Source organism: Anoxybacter fermentans (assembly GCF_003991135.1).
Lineage (GTDB): Bacteria > Bacillota > Halanaerobiia > DY22613 > DY22613 > Anoxybacter > Anoxybacter fermentans.
In genome coordinates this window covers 1,897,249-1,916,397 of the sequence record NZ_CP016379.1, presented here as the reverse complement: position 1 = coordinate 1,916,397, position 19,149 = coordinate 1,897,249, and the positions used below count along the sequence as shown (strand labels likewise).

General features: G+C 37.3%; 17 protein-coding genes. 16 read left to right on the top strand and 1 reads right to left on the bottom strand.

All coding sequences use genetic code 11. From position 1 onward, the window contains the following. The first annotated feature begins 146 nt into the window (after positions 1–146). The 12 genes from BBF96_RS08695 to BBF96_RS08645 all read left to right on the top strand — a co-directional run bounded on the left by BBF96_RS08695 (position 147) and on the right by BBF96_RS08645 (position 13,535). Complete coding sequence (locus tag BBF96_RS08695; RefSeq protein WP_127016780.1) at positions 147–1,262, top strand: M20/M25/M40 family metallo-hydrolase; 1,116 nt, start codon at positions 147–149, stop codon at positions 1,260–1,262. A gap of 995 nt (positions 1,263–2,257) precedes the next feature. Continuing rightward, positions 2,258–2,383 carry an LDCC motif putative metal-binding protein gene (locus BBF96_RS17050; RefSeq protein ID WP_250645197.1) on the top strand — a complete coding sequence of 42 codons (126 nt, stop codon included), beginning with the start codon at positions 2,258–2,260 and terminating at the stop codon, positions 2,381–2,383. Positions 2,384–2,633: 250 nt separating this feature from the next. Further along, positions 2,634–3,707 carry a DUF3866 family protein gene (locus tag BBF96_RS08690; protein WP_127016779.1) on the top strand — a complete coding sequence of 358 codons (1,074 nt, stop codon included), beginning with the start codon at positions 2,634–2,636 and terminating at the stop codon, positions 3,705–3,707. Positions 3,708–3,756: 49 nt separating this feature from the next. Beyond that, positions 3,757–4,299 carry an NUDIX hydrolase gene (locus BBF96_RS08685; protein WP_127016778.1) on the top strand — a complete coding sequence of 181 codons (543 nt, stop codon included), beginning with the start codon at positions 3,757–3,759 and terminating at the stop codon, positions 4,297–4,299. Next, a complete protein-coding gene (locus BBF96_RS08680) occupies positions 4,299–5,486 on the top strand; it encodes an endonuclease Q family protein (RefSeq protein WP_127016777.1) in 1,188 nt (395 codons plus the stop codon). Before BBF96_RS08685 ends, BBF96_RS08680 begins: the two co-directional genes overlap by 1 nt. Continuing rightward, positions 5,464–6,171: a hypothetical protein gene (locus tag BBF96_RS08675; RefSeq protein ID WP_127016776.1), complete on the top strand. Its 708-nt coding sequence runs from the start codon at positions 5,464–5,466 to the stop codon at positions 6,169–6,171. The genes BBF96_RS08680 and BBF96_RS08675 overlap by 23 nt, the downstream gene beginning before the upstream one ends. Before the next feature lie 87 nt (positions 6,172–6,258). Continuing rightward, positions 6,259–6,903 carry a stage II sporulation protein M gene (gene spoIIM / locus BBF96_RS08670; RefSeq protein ID WP_127016775.1) on the top strand — a complete coding sequence of 215 codons (645 nt, stop codon included), beginning with the start codon at positions 6,259–6,261 and terminating at the stop codon, positions 6,901–6,903. Between the two features lie 169 nt (positions 6,904–7,072). Next, the gene (gene ald, locus BBF96_RS08665) at positions 7,073–8,185 is read left to right on the top strand and encodes an alanine dehydrogenase (protein WP_127016774.1); all 1,113 of its coding nucleotides are present in this window, start codon (positions 7,073–7,075) and stop codon (positions 8,183–8,185) included. Between the two features lie 517 nt (positions 8,186–8,702). Further along, positions 8,703–9,761 carry a tetratricopeptide repeat protein gene (locus tag BBF96_RS08660; protein ID WP_127016773.1) on the top strand — a complete coding sequence of 353 codons (1,059 nt, stop codon included), beginning with the start codon at positions 8,703–8,705 and terminating at the stop codon, positions 9,759–9,761. 458 nt (positions 9,762–10,219) lie between these two features. Next, positions 10,220–11,395, top strand: a complete 1,176-nt coding sequence (locus tag BBF96_RS08655; protein ID WP_127016772.1) for a phosphopentomutase — start codon at positions 10,220–10,222, stop codon at positions 11,393–11,395. A gap of 11 nt (positions 11,396–11,406) precedes the next feature. Further along, complete coding sequence (locus tag BBF96_RS08650; protein WP_127016771.1) at positions 11,407–12,222, top strand: purine-nucleoside phosphorylase; 816 nt, start codon at positions 11,407–11,409, stop codon at positions 12,220–12,222. 8 nt (positions 12,223–12,230) lie between these two features. Beyond that, the gene (locus BBF96_RS08645) at positions 12,231–13,535 is read left to right on the top strand and encodes a pyrimidine-nucleoside phosphorylase (protein WP_127016770.1); all 1,305 of its coding nucleotides are present in this window, start codon (positions 12,231–12,233) and stop codon (positions 13,533–13,535) included. A gap of 195 nt (positions 13,536–13,730) precedes the next feature. Here BBF96_RS08645 and BBF96_RS08640 read toward each other — a convergent pair whose 3' ends face one another. Further along, on the bottom strand, positions 13,731–14,180 hold the full coding sequence (locus BBF96_RS08640) for a ferritin family protein (protein WP_127016769.1): 450 nt from the start codon (positions 14,178–14,180) through the stop codon (positions 13,731–13,733). Positions 14,181–14,469: 289 nt separating this feature from the next. Between BBF96_RS08640 and BBF96_RS08635 the strand changes: the two genes are divergently transcribed. From BBF96_RS08635 to BBF96_RS08620, 4 genes are all read left to right on the top strand, one after another. Beyond that, complete coding sequence (locus BBF96_RS08635) at positions 14,470–15,675, top strand: D-alanyl-D-alanine carboxypeptidase family protein (protein WP_236777793.1); 1,206 nt, start codon at positions 14,470–14,472, stop codon at positions 15,673–15,675. Positions 15,676–15,870: 195 nt separating this feature from the next. Further along, positions 15,871–17,577, top strand: a complete 1,707-nt coding sequence (locus tag BBF96_RS08630; RefSeq protein ID WP_127016768.1) for a methyl-accepting chemotaxis protein — start codon at positions 15,871–15,873, stop codon at positions 17,575–17,577. 71 nt (positions 17,578–17,648) lie between these two features. Further along, on the top strand, positions 17,649–18,068 hold the full coding sequence (locus tag BBF96_RS08625) for a ferritin-like domain-containing protein (protein ID WP_127016767.1): 420 nt from the start codon (positions 17,649–17,651) through the stop codon (positions 18,066–18,068). Between the two features lie 138 nt (positions 18,069–18,206). Then, a complete protein-coding gene (locus BBF96_RS08620; protein WP_127016766.1) occupies positions 18,207–18,977 on the top strand; it encodes a DUF72 domain-containing protein in 771 nt (256 codons plus the stop codon). Positions 18,978–19,149: the final 172 nt, after the last annotated feature.

Below are 19,149 nucleotides of genomic sequence, written 5' to 3'. Positions count from 1 at the left end.
AGAAATTTTTCGTTAAATCATCTTAGTGAGATTTCAGTCGAACTTTAGATGGTTCGAAAAATTTTTTTTGAAGCGAAAAATTAGCTCTTTGCAGTTAATATGATCAATTGACTGAAGAGCATTTTGTCTTAAAAGGAGTGAAAATCATGATTAAGAAGAAGAGATTGGTTGATCTTTTTATGGAACTGGTTACCATTGACAGTGAGACGAAAAAGGAACGTAAGATGGCTGATCAATTAAAGACAGAGTTAGAAAATTTAGGGTTAGAAGTACATGAAGATAATGCCGGGGAGAATATAGGTGGAAATGCGGGTAATGTTATTGGTGTACTCAAAGGTAAAGTTGATACACCTTCTCTACTTCTCTGTGCCCATATGGACCGGGTAAGTCCTGGAAAAGGGATTGAACCGGTTTTAAAAGATGGAGTTATCACCAGTAAAGGTGATACAGTCCTTGCTGCTGATGATATTGCAGGGGTTGCGGCTATTCTTGAGGCTCTCTGGGTTATAAAAGAAAATAATCTGGAACATGGTGAAATTAAGGTTCTGTTTACTGTTGCAGAGGAAGGCGGTCTTCATGGTGTTAAAAATGTAAATCCTGAAGAGATAAGGGCTGATTATGGTTTTTGCTATGATTCCAGTGGTGATGTAGGAACAATTGTTGTGCAGGGCCCGGCTCAGTACCGTTTTGAAGCTATAGTTAAGGGAAAAGCTGCCCATGCGGGAATAAATCCTTCTGCTGGTATTAATGCTATCAAAGTGGCCAGTCTGGCTATTTCTGAAATGAAACTGGGCCAGATTGATGAAGAGACCACTGCTAATATTGGTGTGATCAAAGGAGGACAGGCTACCAATATTGTTCCTGACCGGGTAGAACTTTTGGGTGAAGCCCGGAGTCGGAATCGAAAAAAACTTGAAGCACAGGTTGCTCATATGAGAGATATCCTGGAGCGTGCTGCGGCTAAATTTGGAGCAGAAGTTGAGATCAATACACAATTGATGTATCCCTCCTTCTTTTTTAGTGAGGAGGATCCGGTGGTCATAATAGCAAAAGAGGCGGCTAAATCCATTGGAATTGAAACGAATTTAGTGCCCAGCGGAGGGGGAAGTGATGCCAACATCCTTAATGGGTATGGAATTCCAACCATTAATCTAGGAATTGGAATGGAAAAAGTACACTCTACAGAAGAGTTTATTACCGTTGAGAACCTGGTCAAGGCTGCTGAATATACCGTGGCAATAATTCAGATGGTAACGAAATAAAATGGAGAAATCCACGTTTTTTTGATGATATTATTACAGATTAAAAAACTTTTAAATTATGAGAACTTGATAGTTATTTTCAACTGGCTCAATGATTGCTTGTTATGCTCATCATTTTGTTGATATTTTACCGATAGTTGGTATATCAGCGGTAGTAGTATTTTTAACAGAATGTCAAATCTCGTTTATTTTAAATTTGATTAGAATTACCCTAATATTAAATATAATTCTAAAACAAAGATTGTGTTCTAAAAATATATTTGATTATACTGCAAAAAGCTAATTTTGAGCACTATAGAAATTTTTCGCTAAACCATCTTAGCGAGATTTCAGATGAAATAAGGCCTCATCACAGGAGGTGATGAGCTAATCAAGGGCCAGGATGGCTCTTTGATTAGGAAGCCTTATTTCGGCTGAAATCGAGCTTTAGATGGTTCTAAAAATTTCTCAAGGAGCGAAAAATTAGCTTTTTGCAGTTTAGCCATATTTGCTTTTAATATGAAAATTCTTTTCGGGTTTAATCAGATCAACTGTTATAGAGGAAATTGCAGTGATTGATTCACCTTTTAAATAAAATAAATAATGAGAATAAATAAAACCAATAAAATATGGTTCGAAAAATTTCTTTTGAAGCGAAAAAATTAGTTTTTTGTAGTAAAATCATTAATTATAAGTTTTCATAAATCATTCATATTTATTAGGTAAAATATATAATGATTAAACTGCAAAAAACTAATTTTGAGCATCATAGAAATTTTTCGTTAAACCATCTTACAGGATGTGATGAGCTAATCAAAGGCCAGGAGGGCCCATTGATTAGTATGTCTTATTTTGACTGAAATCGAACTTTAGATGGTTCGAAAAATTTCTCTTAAAGCGAAAAATTAGCTTTTTGCAGTTTAATCATATAATAAATAAAAGAACAGCAGATTAGTAGAATATAGGAATAGTGGGATGAATTGGTTAAAAAATACTCATTTAAGGGAGTGAATCTAATGAAAGGATGGTTTAAACGCTTGATAGAAAAAATTGCTCAGGCTAATGAAAAACAGTATGGCAATAAGGTTCCATCCTGTTGTGCTGATGGAAAACCTAAAAATATAAATAAAAAAAATAAATAAATGGCTATAGGATAAACTTATAAAGTTTATCTCAGGTTGTTGACAAAGTTAGAAAGTTAACAGCCTCGGATAAACTAATAAGGTTTATCTTTTTTTTTTGTTTCCTTATTTAAACTATTTTGAAATCTGTGGGGGTTTAAGTTTTATTGCTTTATAATATACCGGTAAGTGTATTAGACGCTCTATTAAAGTTAAAAATAAAGAGAAGGATTTATATTTTAAAACTTGAATATAGAAAAGGAGGAATAGATTGATTCGTATAAGATTAGGCCAGGTAATAGATATTATTGAGGATTATGAGGATCTGGTCATTGTTAAAGTTCTGGTGGATGGAGAGGTAGCAAAAGCGATCCATTATCCTGAAATCGGCGGATTAGTAAAAATAGGGCAAAAAGTAATTTTAAATACAACTGCCAGAAATTTAAATCTGGGTACAGGCGGATATCATTTTATACTTCACGTTTATGGAAATGATTCTCTAGATCCAGAATCCTGTGGACATATCATGAAACTTAGATATACACCATATCAGCTGAAAGTATTAAGTGTAGAAGAAGAGGAAAGTCCGTATCATGCGCAGCTAAAGAAAGCTGATACACTGGCGGGTATGCCGGTGATAGTAGCACCTTTGCACAGTATGATAACACCTATTGCAGTGGTGATAAAAAATCTTAAGCCCCAAACTAAAATAGTTTATCTTATGAGCGATGGAGGGGCTTTGCCTTTGGCAATAAGTAAACTGGTCAGGTCTTTAAAAAAACGGGGTTTTATTGAAGGAACTATCACTTTTGGTCATGCCTTTGGCGGTGATTTAGAAGCTGTAAATGTATATACTGCTTTGCTTGCCGCTAAGTGGGTTTTTAAAGCAGATATAGTAATTATCGCAATGGGGCCGGGAATTGTAGGTACAGGAACTCCTTACGGTTTTAGTGGAGTAGAACAGGCTAATTTTCTTCATGCGGCTGCCCTTTTGTGTGGTGATCCAATAGCTGTTCTCAGGATCAGCTTTGCTGATTCAAGGTCCCGACATTGGGGAATAAGCCATCATTCACGAATAGTATTGGGTAAATTGACATTGATAAAGAGCAGTATTGCTATTCCGGAACTTGACGGTAAAAAGAAGGAAATTATTGAAAAACAGCTTATTAATTCGGGTATAAAAGAAAAGCATCTAATCAGTTATTTTCCTACAGATCAAGTGGAGCATGTTTTAAACGATGATAGTTTAAATTTACAGACGATGGGACGAAAATTTTCAGAAGATCGGGAGTTTTTTCTTACTGCCGGTCTTGCTGGTATGTTAGCTCTTCATCGAATTTCTTAAATGGACGGAAAAAATTTAAAAAATATAATGCAAGTGAGGGATCAGGTTTATGAAATTTAAAGAAAAAACCATCGAATCCAGAGAAATTTTTAAAGGAAAAATGATAAATCTTCGGTTAGATACGGTGGAACTTCCTAATGGTAAAATTTCCACCCGGGAGGTGGTAGAACATCCTGGGGCGGTGGCTGTTGTCGCTTTAACTTCTGAAGAAAAAGTACTTCTGGTCAGACAGTACCGTAAAGCCTGTGAGGAGGAACTGTTGGAAATTCCGGCAGGTAAACTAGATCCGGGTGAAGACCCAGATGATGCAGCAATCCGGGAATTAGAAGAAGAGACAGGATATCGGGCCGAATCATTGAAGAAATTGGTCTCCTGTTATACCAGTCCTGGTTTTGCAGATGAAATGGTGCATATTTATTTGGCAGAAAATTTAACCCCAACTTCTCAAGCTACTGATGAAGATGAATTTTTGAGTATTCACCACTTTTCATGGCAAGAGATTATCGAAATGCTTAAAAGAGGTGAATTAAAAGATGCAAAAACAGTTACTGGTCTTTTGATGGTAATGGTCCAAAAGGGAGTGGAATTGTGATGCAGCAATATTTTATGGATCTTCACATTCATATTGGAGCAAGTTCTGATAAAACTCCGGTTAAGATTACTGCTTCAAGAAATTTGACTTTTGAAAATATTGTTAAAGAAGCCTATGGACGCAAAGGAATAGATATTATTGGAATTATAGATTGTGCTTCCCCCCCAGTTATTGAAGATATTAAAAGGATGATTGAGCAGGGGGAACTGATTTTATTACCAGGCGGCGGATATCGTTATAAAGATCAGGTTACGGTTTTTTTAGGATCTGAAGTAGAGAGTAAAGAAGCCGAAGGTGGCAGGGCTCATTTTCTTGCCTTTTTCCCTACATTGGAGCAAATCACTGAATTTAGTAAGATTTTAGCACAATATGTTACTAACATCTCTTTGAGTTCTCAGATGACGTACTTATCCGGAAAAGAGATTTTGCAAATTGTAGATGGACTTGAAGGTGTTTTGATTCCGGCCCATGCGTTTACCCCTTATAAAAGTATTTACGGAAATTGTGCCAGTTCATTAAAAGAGATTTTCCCTGACGATCTGGATTTAAAAATAAAAACCATAGAACTGGGATTAAGTGCTGATACAGAGATGGCAGATCATTTTTCAGAACTTAGTTCCCGTACTTTTTTGAGTAATTCGGATGCCCACTCACTTTCCAAAATTGGGCGTGAGTATAATCTGATACAGGTTAAAAAGCCGGATTTTGAGCATATCTTTGCTGTTCTTGCTGGTAAAGAAGAGATTGGGCAGATTGTTGCTAACTATGGTATGGATCCGCGTCTGGGTAAATATCACCGTTCTTTTTGCGAAAACTGTCAAAGCACCTTAGTTGGAGAACCGCCTCAATTTGAATGTGAGTACTGCGGGAGTGAAAGAGTGGTTAGAGGAGTCTGGGATAGAATTGTAGATATTTGCGATCGGGAATTCTCTATATCTCCACCCCATAGACCACCCTATCATTACCAAATTCCGCTGGAAAATATTCCGGGGGTGGGGCGTAAGACCGTTGAAAAATTGATAGATGCTTTTAAAAGTGAAATGAATGTTCTGCACAGAGTAGGTCTGGAAGAATTGAAAGATGTGGTTCCAAGCCGTACTGCAGAAAATATAGTGCTGGCCCGGGAGGGAAAACTGACTCTCCTTCCGGGAGGAGGAGGCAATTATGGTAAAGCAGTTCGCAAATAATCCCAACAAAAAATGGGTAAAGACTCTTCAAGTCGGGTATAATGCTTCGGGAGCTGCCGCAGCTGCTTTAAAGGGTGATGTAGTAATTATTGTGGATGTGATTGATATGTCTACTACCGCAGAGGCAGTACTGGATGCAGGAGCTGTTTTAGTATTGGGAGCTGCACCTGATGATGTAATCCCTCCGGTAGCGGTTAATCCTGAAAAAATGGGATATCTGGCAGGGTGTATGGCTTTACAGCACAAGACAGATTTAATAGTGATTGCAGAACCTCGCTGGGAAACTGAAGAAGAACGCAAAAAGCGGATTCAATCTGCCCTGGCCGGAATAAATCGGTCAGGTGTGAAACTAACCCATATACTACCTAATATAGGAGGTGAGGTCAGCAAACTTGCAGAGTTTAAAGACAAAGTAGTTTTGATTGTCTCTGATACGGGTGGGGTGGCTTTTGATGCTGCTTATATCCATGGTGCACCGGAGGTTTTAACTGCAACGGTGAGCAGAACCCGGGCCAAAAAAGGGCTGGCTCCGGCTGAAGCTGCTGTAAAGCGGGCTATTGAAGCTGCCAATCAGCATCGGACGGGGATTACATTTGTTGCTGCTACTTCCAACTCTTTAGAGGATATTCTGGCTGCTGAATATCTGGCTAGAAAGGTGATTGAAACAGGATTTCTTAATAGATGAATGTTATGTTATATCTTCCCCTTCTCTTACATAAATATGGAGATAAGATGTTATAAGTTCTGACTTTAAAAGAGAGGGGGAGGCATAATGAAACTGAACCGATGGCAACAGGGGGCAAATGGTTTTTTATTTAAAAATCTCCCAATAATGTTTTTTGTATTATTTATTTTTATCGCTGGTGTTGTCTTTGGTGCTCTGGCAATTCGTACTCTTGATTATATAGGGAAAAAGGAACTGGTAGATTATCTATCAACTTTCTTTAATGGACTTGCAGGAAAGTTTAATGATGAGTATCAGGTCAATCTCTGGGATTCTATTTGGCTGAATATTAAAACTATTATTATAATGTGGCTTCTTGGTTTATCGCTTATCGGAATGCCCCTTATTCCCGGACTGGTTTTTTTGCGGGGGTTTGTTATCGGTTTTACGGTGGGTTTTTTAGTTCATGAGCTTAGTTTTAAAGGAATGTTATTTGCTTTGGTTTCTATTTTACCTCAGAACCTGATTATTGTTCCCGCGACTATTCTGGCCGGAGTTATAGCTATTTTCTTTAGTATCACTATTTTAAAAAGCCTGATTACTAAAAGACCCATTAATTTTGGTCACTATTTAATCAGTTATTCTGTATTTATGATACTGATTGGTGGGATGATGGTGGTAGCAAGCTTGATTGAAGCTTTTATCACACCGGTATTTATGGAGTTAGCAGTGCGTCTGCTTATAAAAAATTAGGTTATACATGCAAATATTTGCAGGCAATAATTTGCAAATCTGCTCCAAATTGCACAGTCCTTTAATGGGACAACCTCCAAATGGTGCAATTGTGAAATTTGGCATAAAATTTGCATTTAAATTCTTATGGGGATTTAAAAAGAAATATATTTTAAGGAGGTAGCTTTAAATGATTATTGGTGTACCAAAGGAAATTAAGAATAACGAAAACCGGGTTGGTATTACTCCTGCTGGTGTAGAGGCTCTCGTTTCTCGCGGCCACAAAGTATATATTGAGAAAGATGCAGGGTTAGGTAGCGGTATATCTAACGAGGAATATATCAATGCAGGTGCTGAAATTTTAAATAATGCTGCAGATGTCTGGAACAAAGCTGAAATGGTTATTAAAGTAAAAGAGCCACTGCCAAGTGAATATCAATATTTCCGTCCAGGTTTGATTCTCTTTACTTACTTACACCTTGCAGCAGAAGAAAAATTGACTAAAGCTCTGGCAGAAAAAGAGGTTGTAGCTATTGCATACGAAACTGTTGAAGATGAAGAAGGTAGATTACCTCTGTTAACCCCAATGAGTGAGGTTGCTGGTCGTCTGTCTATTCAAATGGGTGCTAACTGGTTGACCAAGTACAATGGTGGTTCTGGTGTTCTGTTAGGTGGTGTTCCAGGAGTAGAGCCGGGTAAAGTTGTTATCATTGGCGGTGGTGTTGTAGGTGTTAATGCTGCGAAGATGGCTCTGGGTCTGGGTGCTGATGTTACTATTCTGGATATTAACCCCGAGCGACTGCGTTATTTGGATGATATCTTCCACGGTAATGTGAAGACCGTTATTTCCAATAAGTACAACATTGCTCGTCTGGTTAAAGAAGCTGACCTGGTTGTTGGTGCTGTTCTGATTCCTGGTGCAAAGGCTCCATCTCTCATTACTGATGAGATGATTAAGTCCATGAAGCCAGGTTCTGTAATCGTTGATGTAGCTATTGACCAGGGTGGTTGTGTAGAAGGTATTACTCCTACTACTCATGAAAACCCGGTTAATGTACGTCATGGTGTAATTCTTTATTCAGTAGCTAACATGCCTGGTTCTGTTGCCAGAACTTCTACCTTTGCTTTGACAAGCTGTACTCTACCATATGCTATTAAACTAGCCGATCTGGGTTATAAGAAGGCTATGGAATTAGATCCAGGTCTGGCTAAAGGTATGAACGTTTATAAAGGTAAAGTTTGCTACAAAGCTGTTGCAGATGCTTTTGGTATGGAGTACACTCCACTAGAAGAATTATTATAATTTGATTAAACTGCAAAAAGCTAATTTTGAGCGTCATAAAAATTTTTCATTAAACCATCTTAGTGAGATTTCAGTCGAAATAAGGTCTCATCACAGGATGTGATGAGCTAATCAGGGGTCAGGATGGCCTATTGATTAGTGTGCCTTATTTCGGCTGTAATCGAACTTTAGATGGTTTGAAAAATTTCTGTTTGAAGTAAAAAATTAGCTTTTTGCAGTAAAATCATAATTTAAATTAATGCTACCAGAAGAGAACCCCTTGAAAATCACTTTCAGGGGGTTTTTGTATTTATAACAGGTTATAAATAACTTTTTGGGAGAAAAAACAAGGAATATCAGGAAATGATGTCGAAATAAAATTAAAAATCTTTTCCCAATGATTTAAGTTTTAGGACTTTAATCACTTGAATTAGGTGATAATTTAGGTTTTAGGTCCTATTTTGTTATGATAAATTGCAGGGGATTGTTTGAATTGATATAATCTGGTTAGAGAAGGGGAAAAGCGGGGTGGGATTCAATGAACCAGGTTCAACTGGAACAGATTTATGAAAATATTTTATCAGAAATTGAAAAACATAACTATCATATAGCTATTGAAGAAGCAGCTGGAATGATTGCAATTGCTCGTTTAGTTGATGACATAAAATATCAGTTATTGGGTAAATATCTTATGGGTGTGTCTTACTATCACTTATATGATTACCAGAAGTCAATGGAAAAGTATATGGAGCTAAACAATTTGTTTTTGGAATTCAGTCAGGAAAATGGAGAGATTGATTTAAAAGCTGGTTTTTTTGATCAGGTAAGATATGGAATGGCGTTAAATATGTATCATCAGGGCGATCTGGAAGGTGGAAGGATAGTTTTAACACATATTTTGGAGCATAGTGAAAAAGTTGATATAATTTTGAATAGCATGATCTTACTTGGGGTAATTTATCTTATGATGTATGAATTAAATAGAAACTTGAAGTACCTGGTTCCCGTTCTTGAGATGTACCTTTCTCTTTTAGAAGAAGTTCCCCTGCCGGAGTCAAAGAAAGCAATGATTTATAACAATTTAGCCATTCTCTTTATATATCGAGGTCAATATGAAAAGGCACAGGAAATGTTGAATAACAGCTTTGTTTTAGAACCTGGCCCCGCTGAACTGGCATCTCTTTTTAATGAGACTGCTCGGATTAATCTGGAAAGGAAAAATTTCAAAAAAGGACGAAAAATTTTAGAAAAAGCTGACGAATATTTGAATAAAACAGTTAATCTACTGGAAGAAGGGTATCACTATTTTCTCTGGGGAATCCTTTATAAAGAAGAAGAAAAATATGTTAAAGCTTTACAAACGTTTGAAAAAAGTCTCTTCCTGGCGAAAAAATGTAATAATCTTATGGAACAGATTCGCGTTTATCGGGAGTTGGCTGATCTCTATGAAAAGATGACCAGTGATTCTGATTCGGAATACCTTATTGAATATAAACTTTTAAAAGAAAAAGTTAATCCGGTGAAGGAGGTTATCAAATGGCAGGAAGTATGGAATGCTATCAAGGACCGCGTTATCCTGGCCCCGACCCAGAAGTGAGAGGTAAAAAATAGTTATCATATTTTAACTAGAAAACATATAGATTTATGGTTATACTGCAGAAAGCTAATTTTTCGTTTTTGAGAAATTTTTTGAACCATCTAAAGCTCGATTTCCGCCGAAATAAGGTTTCCTAATCAAAGGGCCTTCCTGACCCTTGATTAGTTCATCAACTCCTGTGATGAGGACTTATTTCGTCGAAATCTCGGTAAGATGGTTTAGCGAAAAATTTCTATGTCGCTTAAAATTAGCTTTCTGCAGTATAACCTAATATTGTAGTTGGAAGTTTACTTAAAATTTATAATTTATAAATAAATTTTTAATAATTGAGAAGGAAAAAATTACGAGGTTAATGAATATATATAATAGATAGTTGTCAGACATCTGGCAAATGATAATCTTCTAAATATAAGGACAAACTATTATTGTTATTGAGATTTAAAAGGGAGTGATGTTAATTGAGTGAAGTAAATCGAGTGATTCTTATTGTACTGGATAGTGTAGGGATTGGTGCAATGCCAGATGCTTATGAATACGGTGATGAAGGTGCGAATACTCTTATCCATATAGCTGAGAAGATGGGTGGGTTGAACTTACCCAATATGGCTGAATTGGGCCTGGGTAATATAGATCACATTCCCGGAGTACCGGCTAAGCCTGGTCGTGGAGTATATGGGATAATGAGGGAATGTTCAAAAGGAAAAGATACTACTACAGGCCATTGGGAGATAGCAGGGATTATTTTAGAAGAACCTTTCCGCACATATCCAAATGGTTTTCCTAAGGAAGTAATTGATGCTTTTGAGAAGGCCATTGGTCGTAAAGTTCTTGGGAATGTTCCTGCTTCGGGTACCGTTATCATTCAGGAGCTTGGGGAAGAACATATGAAGACAGGAAAACCCATTGTCTATACTTCTGCTGATAGTGTATTTCAGATCGCTGCCCATGAAGAGATTATCCCTGTTGAGGAATTATATGAAATGTGTCGAAAGGCCAGAAAAATCCTTACTGGCCCCCATGCTGTAGGACGGGTCATTGCCCGACCATTTGTGGGTACTCCTGGAAACTTTACCCGGACAGAACGGAGAGAAGATTTTTCATTAGAACCACCTAAAAAGACAATTCTGGATCTTATAAAAGAAGCGGGTCTTGAAGTAATGGGAGTTGGTAAAATTGAGGATATTTTTGCTAAACGGGGTTTGACCCAGTCGAACCATACTGTATCCAATATGGATTCGGTAGATGCAATTTTGGATTTTATGGTTCAGGAAAAACCTGGATTAATTTTTGCAAATCTGGTGGAGTTTGATATGGTCTATGGACATAGAAATAATGTAGAGGGCTATGCCAGAGCATTAGAAGAGTTTGATGGGCGGATTCCAGAGTTAATTGAGGCCATGAAACCTGAAGATGTATTGATAATTACTGCTGATCATGGTTGTGACCCTACACATCCGGGAACAGACCATACCAGAGAACAGGTTCCTGTATTGATTTTTGGTAAGGCTATCAAAGAAGGGTATAATATTGGAGTAAGGGAGAGTTTTGCAGATCTTGGAGCAACGGTAACTGAATTATTAGGTGTACCATCTCCTGAAAACGGGGAGAGTTTTGCTAAAGAAATTTTAAAATAGGAGTGAGGACTATGGATGTAAAAAAAATTATTGAAAGTGTGAATTACATCAAAGATAAGATTCCTTTTGAACCTGAGATCGGAATGATTTTGGGATCGGGTTTGGGAATATTGGCTGAAGAAGTTGAAAATCCAACTATTATTCCTTATGAAGATATCCCTAACTTCCCGGTTTCAACTGTTCAGGGCCATGCGGGACGTCTGGTAGTTGGAATGCTTGAAGGTAAGCGGGTTTTGATCATGCAGGGACGGTTCCACTTTTATGAAGGATATTCTATGGAGGAGATAACCCGTCCGGTCCGGAGCATGAAATTGCTGGGGATTAAAACACTAATTGTTACTAATGCCTCTGGAGGTATTAATGAAAACTTCAACGTTGGTGATTTAATGTTTATCAGGGATCATATTAATTTTATGGGAACCAATCCATTGATAGGCAAAAACTATGAAGAGTTTGGTCCACGTTTTCCAGATATGACCCACGCTTATGATCCTGAATTAATCGAACTTGGAGAAAAGGTTGCAGAAAAATTAGGTATTTCCACAAGAAAAGGGGTTTATATTGCTGTAACTGGGCCCAGTTATGAGACACCGGCTGAAATAAAGGCTTTCCGCCGCCTGGGGGCAGATGCTGTAGGTATGTCAACTGTTCCCGAAGTAATTGTAGCTAATCATATGGGAATTAGGGTACTGGGGATTTCCTGTATTACCAATATGGCTGCGGGAGTATTGCCTCAGCCACTGGATCATAGTGAAGTGATGGAGACAGCGGAACGGACCAAACCTAAATTCATTAAGTTGGTGCGTGGGATTGTAAAGGAGGTATAAAATAGAGGATGAGAGCTGTCGATTTAATCCGGAAGAAGAGAGATGGGAAGGAATTAACTACAGAAGAGATTCAGTTTCTTATTAAAGGATATACATCGGGTGAAATTCCCGATTATCAGATGTCAGCTCTGGCTATGGCGATTTACTTTCAGGGGATGACTAAGCGGGAAACTGCTGATTTGACGATGGCAATGGTTAATTCTGGAGATCAGGTTGATTTAAGTAGTATAAAAGGAACTAAGGTAGATAAACATAGTACCGGTGGGGTTGGTGATACTACTACTCTGGTACTAGCTCCTTTAGTTGCTTCCTGCGGTGCTCCTGTTGCTAAAATGTCGGGCCGTGGTCTGGGTCATACCGGAGGGACTCTGGATAAATTAGAATCTATCGAAGGATTTAGAGTTTCTCTGAACAGTGAAGAGTTTGTCAAGAATGTAAACGAGATTGGTGTTGCTGTTGTAAGCCAGACTGGGAATCTGGTTCCAGCCGATAAGAAATTATATAGTTTGAGGGATGTGACTGCAACCGTTAGAAGTATTCCCCTTATTGCCAGTAGTATTATGAGTAAAAAACTGGCGGCAGGGGCAAATGCAATTGTTCTCGATGTAAAGACAGGTTCGGGCGCCTTTATGACCGAGTATGAAGATGCGAAAAAGCTGGCTCGAGAGATGGTAGATATCGGTAACAACCTGGGACGCAAGACAGTAGCAGTATTGACAGATATGGATCAACCCTTAGGATTTGCAGTGGGAAATGCATTAGAAGTGAGGGAAGCTATTGATACACTGAAAGGTGAAGGACCAGATGATTTATACGAACTCTGTTTGACACTGGGGTCTTATATGCTGGTTTTAGCCAATGTGGTGACTAGTTCTGAAGAAGGGCGTAAAAAATTAGAAGAGTCTATCAGGACAGGTAAAGCTTTAAAAAAGTTGAAAGAGATGGTTGCAGCCCAGGATGGAAATCCTGAGGTTATTGATAATCCTGATCTTTTACCAAAGGCGAAAAAAGTTGTGGAACTAAAGGCTGAAAAATCCGGTTATGTTCAGAAAATTGTAGCTATTGATGTAGGTTTAAGTGCCATGCTTTTAGGTGCTGGTCGGGAGACTAAGGATTCTCAGATTGACCTGGCTGTTGGGGTTGTATTGAAGAAGAAAGTTGGGGATGAAGTTAAAGCTGGTGAGGCTCTGGCTGAATTACATGTTAATGATGAAAAACGGCTGAATGATGCTTTATCACTTTTGAAAAATGCTTTTACTATCTCGGATGAGAAACCGAAGGGTAAACCATTAATTTATGAGGTAATTCAATAGAAGATTAAACTGCAAAAAGCTAATTTTGAGCGATATAGAAATTGTTCGTTAAACCATCTTAGTGAGATTTCAGTCGAACTTTAGATGGTTCGAAAAATTTCTTTTAAAGTGAAAAATTAGCTTTTTGCAGTGAGATCATAGAAATTAAAGAGAGAACTCCTCTTTTTTGAAGGGAGTTCTCTTAATTTTTTGGAATTAAAGGTTTCTGGTATAGAGGTAATTGAATTTACTGGCATGTTTTAGTTCATCTGTAATAATTTCAAATAACATATCTCTATGTTTTCTGGTTCTCAATCCAAAGTAAATCTGACGATACATTTCTACAGTCTCCAATTCATCAAAAAGGGCTTTTTCAATGCCGTCAAGATAACTTGCTGGTTTTTCAAATTCTTCTTTATCTAAAGGTACAGGATAATGCCCGGTGATGTCATGATAAATTTCCCTAAACATTCTGAAATGTTTCATTTCGTCATCCCGGATGCTGGCAATAATATTTTTTTCTTTTTCATTGGGCGCCTGATTAATTAGATATTCATAGAACTTTCGATCACGGGTTTCATCTGCTACAGCCCTTCTGATTAACTCTAAAGTTTTTTTAAGACTTTTGTCATACATATATGGATAAGGACCGGGATAATAATGCATATTAAAAACCTCCCTTATAATTTTGAATTTACTTTTACTACAATTATGATATTTTTTAATTGGAGGAAACGTTCCAGGTTATAAGGCCTTATTTCTCCTTCAATCTCATTAAGATAGTTAAACGAAAAATTTCTATGGTGCTCAAAATTAGCTTTTTACACTTTAATCCTCTCATGCTTTAAAATTTCAGATCCCGTATCCCTATTATTTCCCTACTTTTACCATACATATTTTGCGATTCTTTCAAATAAAAATTATTAAAGAATGTCTGGTAAAGGAGGGAAAATGGGTGCCAGGTTGTGGCTATTTTAATTGTTCTTTTTTAAGATTCATGGCGGTCTTTTGTACTATATTCATTGTTATACCAATTTTTAGTCTTCCTACCCAGGCAGAACAACCTGTTTTTACTTTACAGTCAAGATCAGCTATTTTAATGGAAGCCTCGACAGGAGAGATTATTTTTTCAAAAAATCCGGATGAAAAATTGCCCCCGGCTAGTATTACCAAAATTATGACTCTACTTCTAATTATGGAAGCATTAGAGGAAGGAAGGGCCAATCTTACAGATATAGTACGTGCCAGCGAAAATGCGATGAGAATGGGCGGGTCTCAGATTTATCTGGAAGTAGGAGAAGAGATGTCATTAGAGGATTTGATTAAATCCATTGCTATTGCCTCTGCTAATGACTCATGTGTGGCGGTTGCTGAGTATCTGTATGGGACAGAAGAAGCATTTGTTAGAAAAATGAATGAAAAGGCCAAAGAATTGGGGCTTACCAATACATATTTTTATAATACCAACGGTCTTCCACCCGATGATCCGGGGGTTAAGGGTAATTATACAAGTGCAAAAGATGTCGCCATCATGTCACGGGAACTGCTTAAATATCCCAGGGTTTTAGAATGGACTTCGACCTGGATTGATTATGTCCGGAATGGTGAATTTGTTCTCAATAATACCAATAAATTAGTTCGACATTATCAAGGGGTAGATGGTCTAAAGACAGGATATACCAATGAAGCTAAGTATTGTTTATCTGCAACAGGTGAGCGGAACGGGCTTAGGTTTATTGCTGTTGTAATGGGAGCTCCTACTTCAGATATTCGTTTTAAGGAAGTTAGTACACTTTTGAGCTATGGATTTAATGCTTTTAAGGCTTATGAGGTGGTGGAAAAAGATCAGTTGGTTCAAAAAGTAAGGGTTTCCAGGGGAAAAGTAGAAGAAGTTGGGGTAATTGCCGGAACTGATTTTAAGGTACCATTAAGGAAAGGGGCTGATGAGAAGGTTACTACAGAGATAGTGTTGCGTGAAAGGATTATTGCACCAATCAAGGCTGGTGAAATCCTGGGTGAGATGGTTGTCAAAAAAGATGGTACCGAGATTGGAAGAATTCCTCTGAAAGCTCAATCTGATGTAGAGCGTGGAACAATTTTTCAGATTATCTTTCAGATGCTTAAGAATCTTTTCTTAAGTCTGGTTAATTTGTTTAGATGATAGATTCAGGGGCTCGAAACAATTGGTTTCGAGTTCTTTTTTATCTTTGAGGTTGCTGATTTTAACTCGACTTTTGGAGATTTATATGTTAATATTAGTTTGGGTGTAGTTAGGAAAATATTATCCAAATATCTCTGGAGCTGTCTACTTTTTTGATACCCGCAAGTATTCAAAAATGAAAAGGAGGATACATAGATGTTAAAAAATATAAACTTATCAAAAAAGATGATACTGGGTTTTGCGCTGGTAATATTGCTTACTAGTGTTGTAGGTATAATGGGAATAAGATATATGTATAGTTTAGAAAATTTAATGGAGAAAATGTATAAACATCCGTTTGTTATTAATAATACAGCATTGGAGATTGAATCTAATATAGTAAAGATAAATTCGGAAATGAAGGATATTTTTATTGCTACGGATAATAGTCAAATTGAAGAGTCTATAAAAAAGATAAATGAGTTAGAGAAAAAAATATATGATAGTTTTGATATTATTTATAAACGTTTTCTAGGAGATAAAAAAGTTGTTGATACTGCTTACCAGGCATTTAAAGATTGGAAATCCATTCATGATGAGGTTATTAAATTAATTATGGTAGGGAAAAAGAAAGAGGCAGCATATATTGCCGAAGGAAAAGGTGCTGAGCGGGTAGCATTATTAAACCGTGAAATAAATGAACTAATTAATTCAGCTCGAAATCATGCTGAAGAGTTTTATAAACATGCAGTTTATGATTTTAAGAAAGCAACAAATATAATACTTGTTGTATTAGTATTAGCCACTATATTGGCTTTTCTCACTGCAATATTTATTACAAAAAGCATTACCAGCCCAATATCAAAGTTAGTAAAGTTTGCCCAGGAAGTTGCCAATGGTAACTTGAGAGAAAAAGAATTGGATATTACAAGAAAAGACGAAATTGGTATTTTAGTTAAGGTATTCAATGATATGCGCAGTAATTTAAGAGAAATGATTGAGCAGATAACAATCAATGCGGATGAATTGAATGCTGCAAGTCAAGAATTATCAGCAGCGGTTGAAAAAATTAATGATAAAGCTCAACATATTAATGCAGGCACCCAGCAAATTGCCAGTGGTATGGAAGAGACCAGTGCGTCTACTGAAGAGATAAGTGCTTCATCTCAAGAAATAAATAGGTCTTCAAAACAGTTGGCTAAAAAAGCTGAAGAAGGTAATCGTTCGGTGAAAGAGATTAAGCATCGGGCTGAAGAAATGAAAACCAATGCAGAAGAGTCCAGGAAGTTGGCTGAGGCTATGTATAAAGAAAGACAGGCTAATATTTTAAGAGCTATAGAGGAAGGGAAAGTGGTAGCAGAGATAGAAGAAATGGCTGGCATTATTTCCAATATAGCCAATCAAACTAATCTGTTAGCTTTAAATGCTGCTATTGAAGCAGCAAGAGCAGGCGATCAAGGTTCAGGTTTTGCTGTTGTAGCAGAAGAGATTCGTAAATTGGCTGAGCAGTCTATTAAGACTGTAGCCGGTATTCAATCAACCGTTCAGCAGGTTCAGGTTTCCTTTAAAAATTTAGTAGAAAATGCAAATAGTGTTTTAAAATTCATAGACGAGAAGGTTGCTTCTGATTATCAAGTATTGGTTAACACAGGGGTTCAATATTTGAAAGATGCGGAATTTGTTCGTAATTTGGTTGAGGACCTTGCAAGAGGTACAGAGCAAATATCATCTTCTATCGAACAGGTTAATAATGTTATCGAGTCCGTGGCCAGTGTTGTGGATCAAGCTGCTTTTAGTTCTCAAGAAATATCCGAAAAAGTAGCAGAGACGACAAGGGCAGTAGAAGAAGTGGCCAGGGTTGCTGAAAAACAGGCTAAATTAGCTGAGGATTTGAATAAGATGGTGCAAAAGTTTAAGGTTTAAAACCTCCTTACTTAGCAAAACATAAATCTAGATGCCTTCTCTCATTTCATTACCATAAAGGAGGTTTAAACATGGAGCTGGTTATTGAAAACAGACTTGGTGTCACCAAAGGGACTGAATTAGAACAGGCAGTAGATAATAATTTTAAGGGTGAAACTATAGAAGTTGGGATTTATCTTGCTATGGCTCGCCAGGCTCAGCGTGAAGGATATCCTGAGATTGCTGAAGTCTTGAAGACTATTGCCTGGGAAGAAGCAGAACATGCTGCAAGATTTGCAGAGATGAACGGTAAAATTTCTAATAGTACCAGAGAAAATTTAGAGAAGATGATGAAAGGTGAAGCTGGGGCCAACAAGGGTAAGCGGGAAGCTGCCGTCAAAGCTAAAGAGGCTAATATTGACCCTGCTCATGACTTCTTTGATGAGTCAGCCAAAGACGAAGCACGCCATTGCAATGCTCTCAAAGGATTACTTAAACGCTATTTTAAATAATAAAAATTAAAGCATAAGTCAAATCAAAAAAGGCCTGTAATTTACCCGATGTAAGGGGTATGTTACAGGTCTTTTACATTTTTGATAGCTTTTTTTTTGCATAAATGCTATAATAAAGGTACAGGGGGTGTCTAAATAATGATTATTATTGGTACTTCTGGATATAGTTACAATGATTGGGTTGGGCCAGTCTATCCTGAGGGGATTGATAAAAAAGATCTTCTCAGCTATTATGCACGGGAGTTTAAAATGACTGAAATTAATTTTACTTATTATCAGATGCCTAATAAATTTATATTTTATCACATGCAGAAAAAGACACCTGATGACTTTATTTTTATTATCAAGGCCCATCAATCCATGACTCATAAAATCGGACGTGATATACCCTTTAAAGAATTTATGGAAGCCTGTGAGCCACTTATTGAAGCCAATAAATTTGGGGGGATTCTGGCTCAGTTTCCCTCAAGGTTTAGAAATGAGCAGAAAAACCGTGAATATCTGGCTCGTTTAAGAGATCATATACCAGATTATCCTATCTTTGTGGAGTTTCGGCATAATTCCTGGATGAAAGAGCCGGTCTTTGAATTTCTATCCAGATTGAATTTAAGTTTCGTCTCAGTAGACGAGCCACAACTTCCCGAACTTCTACCGCCTGTCTTCAAAGCGACTACCGATCTAGGTTATATTCGCTTCCACGGACGTAATGCTGAAAAATGGTGGAAACATGACCATGCCTATGAACGGTATAATTACCTTTATAGTCTGAAGGAATTGGGAGAGTGGGTGAAGAAAATTCAGGCTTTAGAAAAACAGTTGACAAGAGTCTATATCAGTATGAACAATCACTTTCAAGGAAAAGCTGTCGTTAACGCCAGGCAGCTTGCGGTTATGTTAAAAGGTGAATAGGGAAGTAGGATTATATGAAGAGTGACCTGGGTAAAGTGGAAGTCATTTGCGATCTTTTAATAGACATTTAGGTCTTAAGTACTAATTTTTGGAATTCAGACAGGAGAAATTAATGAAAAAATCGAATTTGGTAAAAATAAAAATAGGTTTTAATAATATTGATTTTAGGAGG